This is a genomic window from Companilactobacillus mindensis DSM 14500 (genome assembly GCF_001434275.1).
In the GTDB taxonomy this organism is placed as follows: Bacteria; Bacillota; Bacilli; order Lactobacillales; family Lactobacillaceae; genus Companilactobacillus; species Companilactobacillus mindensis.
Genome location: NZ_AZEZ01000014.1, coordinates 1 through 7478, shown reverse-complemented (window position 1 = coordinate 7478; position 7478 = coordinate 1). Strand labels below are relative to the sequence as shown.

Annotated in this window: 7 protein-coding genes; all 7 read left to right on the top strand. The window is 50.0% G+C overall.

The annotated features are described in order from the left end of the window. Nucleotides 1-122: 122 nt before the first annotated feature. Complete coding sequence (locus tag FD29_RS02415) at nucleotides 123-1058, top strand: replication initiation protein (protein ID WP_057887394.1); 936 nt, start codon at nucleotides 123-125, stop codon at nucleotides 1056-1058. Nucleotides 1059-1121: 63 nt separating this feature from the next. Then, nucleotides 1122-1496: an SDR family NAD(P)-dependent oxidoreductase gene (locus FD29_RS02410; RefSeq protein WP_235804249.1), complete on the top strand. Its 375-nt coding sequence runs from the start codon at nucleotides 1122-1124 to the stop codon at nucleotides 1494-1496. Between the two features lie 406 nt (nucleotides 1497-1902). Then, nucleotides 1903-2856 carry a phosphate/phosphite/phosphonate ABC transporter substrate-binding protein gene (locus FD29_RS02405; RefSeq protein ID WP_057887393.1) on the top strand — a complete coding sequence of 318 codons (954 nt, stop codon included), beginning with the start codon at nucleotides 1903-1905 and terminating at the stop codon, nucleotides 2854-2856. Nucleotides 2857-2934: 78 nt separating this feature from the next. Continuing rightward, nucleotides 2935-3711: a phosphonate ABC transporter ATP-binding protein gene (gene phnC, locus FD29_RS02400; protein ID WP_057887392.1), complete on the top strand. Its 777-nt coding sequence runs from the start codon at nucleotides 2935-2937 to the stop codon at nucleotides 3709-3711. 3 nt (nucleotides 3712-3714) lie between these two features. Beyond that, nucleotides 3715-4509: a phosphonate ABC transporter, permease protein PhnE gene (phnE, locus tag FD29_RS02395; protein WP_057887391.1), complete on the top strand. Its 795-nt coding sequence runs from the start codon at nucleotides 3715-3717 to the stop codon at nucleotides 4507-4509. Continuing rightward, the gene (gene phnE, locus FD29_RS02390) at nucleotides 4509-5321 is read left to right on the top strand and encodes a phosphonate ABC transporter, permease protein PhnE (RefSeq protein ID WP_057887390.1); all 813 of its coding nucleotides are present in this window, start codon (nucleotides 4509-4511) and stop codon (nucleotides 5319-5321) included. The genes phnE (FD29_RS02395) and phnE (FD29_RS02390) overlap by 1 nt, the downstream gene beginning before the upstream one ends. Further along, entirely contained in the window at nucleotides 5321-6877 is a 1557-nt protein-coding gene (locus FD29_RS02385; protein ID WP_057887389.1) for a bifunctional metallophosphatase/5'-nucleotidase, read from the top strand. The genes phnE (FD29_RS02390) and FD29_RS02385 overlap by 1 nt, the downstream gene beginning before the upstream one ends. The last annotated feature ends 601 nt before the right edge of the window (nucleotides 6878-7478 follow it).

The window sequence follows — 7478 nt, the reverse complement described above, 5'->3', positions numbered from 1 at the left end:
TTTATCAAGTAGGTTTTGTCTGTTTATCAAGTAGGTTTTGTCTGTTTATCAAGTAGAACTACAAAGTTGACTACTCGATAAACATAATCTAAAATTAATTTGTAATCATTAGGAGGTACAGCATGGGAAATGAAATTATTAAATATGATCCAGAGTTAAATACCATTCCACTTCGAAAATTTACTCCAGTTGAAATGAATTTATTTTTTTCGATTATTTCTCGTATGCGTGATAAGAGTAATCAGACCGTTCGTTTTACTTTTGATCAATTAAAAGAGTTAAGTGCTTATAAACCTACTGCAAATAACCGTTTTGAAGATGACATTCAGAGAACTTATGAAAAAATGATGGGATTACATTTTGGTAGACGAAGTAAAAGCGGATTAACTCGAGAGTTTTTTGTTTTGTTTACAGAATTTAAAATTGATGGAGATGCAGAAGAACCTTATGTAGACGTAAAAGTTTATGAACGTGCTTTACCCCTTTTAAACAAGCTTGAAAGTTGGGTTCGTTATGCGTTGGCAGAGTTTAGAGATTTAAAAAGTAGTTACGCAAAAACAATGTTTCGGTTACTAAAACAGTTCAGAACCACTGGATATGCTTATTTTTCTAAAGAAGACTTTTTTGAATTACTAGATATGCCCAAAAGTTACTGGAATAGTCCCTCTAACGTCGATAAATTTGTTATAAAACCCATTAAAGAAGAATTAACTCCTTTGTTTAGAGGATTAACGGTTAGAAAAAAATATGGCAAGGGGCGTGGGAAACCAGTTATTGGCTATTCGTTTACCTGGAAACCCGAAAAGAAAGATGCCAATGATTTCTCACAAGGCCAATTACAAGATGAGCGTCAAAAGCTTTTTAATATTCAGCATAATGGTGAATTAACAGAACAAGAAAAATGGCGTGCTACCGATAAAGTTAAAGGCCTACCACTAGGCTCAACTGAAAAACAGATTTTAGCCGAACGACAGATTGAGCATGATAAAACAATAAGAGATCAGACAAAACAAGAAATGCTTGCTGAACTCCAAAAGGGGTTTGGAAATCATGCCTAAAACTATTAAGGAACTTGCTGATGAGTTTGGTGTATCAAAACAAGCCATTAGGGAAAAAACTAGATGCAAACTTTAGTTGTTGTTAATTCGGGATATTTACTGTTAAAGCAACATTCATTTATCAACGGGCTGGTCGGTGGTGCCGTTGGGTACACGGATACCAAGTTTGCCGTTCGGGGCTTCACCAAGGCCGCGGCGCTTGAGTTGGCGCACGATGGCATCCGGGTCAACTCGGTTCATCCTGGCGTCATCGACACGCCCATGATCCATCAAGGCGACACCGACGAAGCTGTTAAACAGTTTGCCAAGATGATTCCGCTCCAACGGGTCGCTCAACCGGAAGAAATCTCCAAGGCGGTGCTCTTCCTGGCCTCTGATGATTCCAGTTACGCGACCGGGGCCGAATTCGTCTTTGACGGCGGCTTGACCGCCCAATGATCTAACAGAGTGGGACATCGAACCGTGAGTGACGCCGGTTCGATGGCGTTGGGATGTCCCAACGAGTTGTTCGCGTCAGTTCCACCACTCCCCCAAGTGACTGATAACTTATTAATTATATTTCTCAGCATTAAATTTCCCTATTAACCACTGATAGGGAAATTTTTTTCGCTGAAAATTAATGAAAACCGCCTCGGTTTGAACAGAATATTTTCAAACCGAGACGGCTGATTAAATATTTATTGTTCGGGTTTTACGTTTTACATTCCCGTTTTATCGAATTATTTTAAACATAAAATGTTTAATAAAGAATTTTATCGGTGAATTTGATTGCAAAAGTCCGACTATATGCTAAAATGAAAAAGAATCAAACGCAACTAAATTACATATCTGAGGAGTGAGATACATGCATTTGCAAGGTAAGTCTAAACGACTCGTTGTTCTCGGGTTAGCCCTCTTAGTATTGCCCATCACTTTGTTCGGTTGTGGGAAAGCCACGAGCTCGACAAGTTCATCTTCCGCGGGATACGCGCCCAAGAAGTTGACCGTTGAATTTGTGCCTTCAGCCAACGCTGGAACGATCGAGGCAAAAGCTAAGCCATTGGAAGGTCTGCTGAAGAAGCAATTAGGCATTCCGGTCACCGTTCGTGTTTCCACGGACTACAACACCATTGTCGAATCAATGGGGTCCAAGAAAGTCGACGTTGGTTTCTTGCCACCTGACGCTTACGTCCTCGCGCACAAGCAGTACCATGACAAGGCCATCCTCCAAGCTGAACGTTTCGGCTGGAAGGAGCCAAACGACCAAGCCACCAAAGGGTTGGTTAATTACTACCGGTCTCAAATTTTGGTTCGTAAAGACAGTGGTATCAAGTCCATCAAGGATCTGAAGGGCAAGAAGATTGCCGTTCAAGATACCACGTCGACCGCCGGCTGGATCTTCCCTGCCGTTGAATTGCAGGAACACGGCATCAACGTCAACAAAGACGGCATCAAGACGGTGCAAGTCAAGGGTCATGACCAAGGGGTGCTCTCCGTTTACAACAAGAACACGGACGCCGCCTTCGTCTTCCAAGGTGCCCGGAACCTGGTCAAGAAGGATGTGCCAAACATCATGAGCCAAGTGGTCCCAATCTACACCACGGATAAGATTCCAAACGATACCATCACGGTTCGTGGCGACATGACCGCTAAGTGGCAAAAGAAGATTGCGGAAGCCTTTAAGGCCATCGCGAAGACTAAGCAGGGCCACGCCATCATTTCCAGCGTGTACGCTCACGAAGGCTACGCGGACACCAAAGACAGCAACTTTAACATCATTCGTGATTACGATAAGAAAGCGGCAGCACTCAATAAGTAGCACGTGCTAACGTCAAGAAAGAGTAGCAAGGGGCGTTCATGACGTGCCTTGCTGCTTTTTTACGAGGGGGAAATTTATATGCAAGCAACAGCTAGCCAATCCGACCCAATCATTTCATTCCGCCACGTAAACAAGATTTACAACAACGGTACGGTCGGGCTCAAAGACATTAATTTTGACATTCCCCGGGGCCAATTTTTAGTGGTCGTCGGGCTTTCCGGTGCGGGTAAGAGCACCCTGTTACGGACCATCAACCGGATGCACGAGATTTCATCCGGCGAGGTCCTGGTCGACAACGAATCCGTCAGCGCCTATAAGGGCAAGTCGCTCCGGCAATTACGCCGCAAAATCGGCATGATCTTCCAAAACTTCAACCTGGTCAAGCGGTCAACGGTCGAGAAAAACGTGCTCTCCGGGCTGGTCAGCTACTACCCGACCTGGAAGTGCGTGCTGGGTCTCTTCAGCGCCGACGACCGCAAACGGGCCTTTCAAGCCCTTACCCGGGTCAGCCTGACCAAGAAGATCTTTGCCCGCGCCGACGAACTTTCCGGGGGGCAACAACAACGGGTCGCCATCGCTCGGGCGTTGATGCAAGAACCGAAGATCATCCTGGCCGACGAACCCATCGCCTCCCTGGATCCCCGGACCACCAAGGCCGTGATGGACACCCTGCAACGGCTGAATCGGGAAGACGGGATCACCGTCATCGTCAACTTGCACTCCGTCGAACTCGCCCAACAGTACGCCGACCGCATCGTGGGATTGCGGGCCGGCGAATTGGTCTACGATGAAGACATCGCCAACGTCACGACCGAAGCGCTCGACCACGTTTACCAGACAGATTCGGAGGTTTAGCCTATGTCCTATCCTGAAATGCCCCAACGTCCTTGGAGCCAACGCCACCACGTCCGCGCCATTGTTTGGACGCTGGTTTTGATCATTCTATTAGCCCTGTCCTCTTGGGCGACCGGTGCCGACTTCGGCATGTTTCTGGCCAACCTCGACCAGTTCACCGTATTGTTGGTGCAAATGGCCCACCCCGCCTGGGACTACCTTTCCGTCATCATTCAACCACTCTACGAAACCATTCAAATGGCGATTTTGGGGACTACGATTGGGGCCGCCTTCGCCATTCCCTTCTCGATTTTGGCCGCGCATAACCTGGTCAGCAACAAATACCTGCGCGGCTTGATTCGCTTCGTCTTAGACCTGGTCCGGACGCTCCCCGACCTGCTGTTAGCAGCGATTTTCGTCGCCGTCTTCGGTATCGGCTCGACGGCCGGGGTCGTCACCCTGGCCATCTTCTCCTTCGGGATGGTCTCCAAACTCTTCTACGAAGTCATTGAAACCATCGACATGGGCCCGCTGGAAGCAATGAAGTCCGTCGGTGCAAGCAAGATCACCATTATTTGGTACGCGGTCTTGCCGCAAGTCTTGAACCAATTTGTGAGTTATTTTCTCTACACCTTGGAAATCAATGTTCGGGCATCCACGGTCTTAGGTTACCTGGGTGCCGGCGGGATTGGGGTCTACCTCCAGCGGTCCCTCGATCAATTTAATTACAGTGCCACCGCAATGATCATTCTGGCGACGTTGGTCGTCGTGATGGTGATCGACGGTGTCAGCAACCACCTAAGGAGGGTCCTGCTCTAATGCAAACCACGTTATCTCATGAATTTTCTCCCCGGTCACTCTGGCAACGGTGGCGCTGGCTGATTTGGCTGGTCGTAATCATCGCCATCTACAGTTGGGCCATCGGTGGCCTCCAATTCACCGGCCTGCAAGCCTCCGCTAAGGAAGTTTCGAAATCGATTGCCAACGGACTGGTGCATCCTGACTGGGCCTACGTTTATAACGGTAGTGGCGAAGACCTCTCCACGTTGACCTTACAGACGCTGGCCATCGCCTTTTTGGGAACCATCGTGTCCGCCTTTATCAGCGTCCCCTTTGCCTTCTGGGCCGCCCGTACGGTCCACGAACGCTGGCACCTGCGTTCCGGCAGCGGCAAGGTCATGCTCACGCTGATCCGCACGTTTCCCGAAATCGTCCTCGCCATCATGTTCATCAAAGCCGTCGGACCCGGGTCGTACGCCGGGGTCCTGGCCATCAGCATCCACTCGATTGGGATGTTAGGGAAACTCTTTAGTGAGTCCCTCGAAAACATGGACCGCGGGGCGGAAGAAGCCATCACCAGTGCCGGTGGGAATCACGCTCAGGTCTTTGCCCTGGCCACCGTTCCCACCATCATGCCTGAATTTATTTCCTATACCCTGTATCGGTTCGAAATCGCCGTGCGGTCCGCCTCCATTTTAGGGATGGTGGGTGCCGGCGGGATCGGGACACCCATGATCTTTGCGATTCAAACGCGGAACTGGCCCCGAGTCGGCATCATCCTGCTCGGCATTGTGGTCATGGTGCTCCTGATCGATACGCTCTCGGAACAATTACGAAAGAAGTTGATTTAATGCGACACCTCAAGATTCTCTCCACGAGTGACGTTCACGGATTCTTGTACCCGACGAATTATAGTCAGCGGGATGACCAACAACCTTACGGCTGGCTCAAAGCGGCGACCCTGATTCGCCAAATCCAGGACCAGGCTGGTCCGGACGACATTGTCCTGACCATCGAAAATGGCGACTGGATCGAAGGCTCCTCTTTTGACAGCTACCTGGCAACGGCGGCCCCTGACCGGGCGAGCCTGTTGTCCAAACTCCCGCAAGACCTGCACTACGACCTGGGGGTCCTAGGTAACCACGAATTCAACTACGGGTTGGACTACCTGCGTGAATGCATGGCCGACCGCAACTATCCCTTACTGGGTGCCAACATTGACGGCGCTCACGCCCAGGGAATCGTCGACGCCCCCTACCAGATTTTCAAGAAAAAGGGCGTCAAAATCGCCGTTCTGGGCCTGACCACCGCCTACGTCCCCGTTTGGGAACCAGCTAGTCACCTGACGGGGCTGACCTTCCAATCCGCCTTGGCGACCGCACAACACTGGGTCCCGAAGCTCCGGCAACGGGCCGACGTGATCATCGTGGCCTACCACGGGGGCTTTGAAGCCAACCTGGTTTCGGGCGAACCCACGGAACGCCTCACGGGTGAAAACGAGGGGGCCCAACTTTTGACCCAGGTCCCGGGGATCGACGCTCTGGTCACCGGCCACCAACACCGGTTGATTGCCGGGGTCTATCACAAAATCCCCGCCACCCAGCCGGGCGACAAGGCCGTGGCCGTCGGTGAAATCGACCTCGACTTGGACGAAGAACTCCAAATCACCGGCCGCCGGGCCCAACTCCTGCCAACGGCAGCGGTCACGCCAGATCCCGAATTAACGGCTAAGCTGGCCCCCATCCAAGCCCAAACGCAGGACTGGCTCGACACGCCGGTGGGCCACATCGGCGGCGCTAGTCTCCGGGTCACCGACCACCTGGCCGCACGATTGCACGGGCACCCCTACCTCAACTTCATTAACCAAGTCGAGGCCGACGCTGGGCAGGTCGACATTGCCGCGACCGCGCTCTTTAACGATGATGTTGCTGGCTTGGGCGAGACCGTTACCCGCCGGCAGGTCCTGAACAGTTACCCCTACCCCAACACGTTGGTCGTGGAACGGGTCACGGGCGCTGACTTGAAGGCCGCCCTCGAGCGTTGCGCCAATTTCTTCACCCTCCAGAACGGGGCCATCACCGTCAGCGAGACGTTTACGACCCCCAAAGTCGAGCTGTACAACTACGACGTGTACGCCGGTATCGACTACACGTTCGACCTGACCCAACCCCAAGGGACCCGGGTCACGGCCCTCAGTTACCACGGACAACCGGTGCAGGCCGACCAGCAACTCGACATCGTGATGAACCAGTACCGGGGGAATGGCGGGGGCGAGTACCCGATGTTTCGGGCCAGCAAGATTATTCGTGAAATCAACACGAGTGTCGCCGACCTGATTCAAGACTATCTGGTCGCTCACCCCACGGTAATCGGGCAACAACCCCAAAATCTGACGATTAAACGCTAACATGGTAGATTGTAAAATTAATCCGAACGCTGTTGGGACAAAAAAGATCAGCTTCCTTTAAAATGGTAAATGGAAATCAAAACGTTATAAATTCAAGATTAAATACAGATAATCTAGGGGAAGGAGAATTTTTCCCTTTTCAATAAATTAGCGTGACGTCCATTAGGGTATACCCTAATGGCCTTTTTTATTTCTGTGCTATACTAGTAATTACAAGTGTTCATTAGAACTGTCCAAAAGGAGACTTGGAAATGTCTAAAATCGGTTACGCTCGCGTGAGTTGAAGTGCAATAAAAAAGTTAGCTCAAATAATCTATTAGGGTCTAATTAAGTTCGCTTTAACCAGCCCATGATAGATTAGTTGTAACCCATAACCCATAGAATATATCTATACTTATCAATACACTCTGACAACACAAAAAGGTTTAGTGAATAATCACTAAACCTTTTTGTGTTTCTACCAACCAGCGGGCGGTTAGTTAAGTTGTTGCCAACGGCGACTTCTGATACAGGTTTTTAATGGGTCTAGCACAACATAGAATAAGTTCTATGTGTAAGTGCGCATTGACCTTGTTTCACTCGGTCTGCTGATAGCTATGAA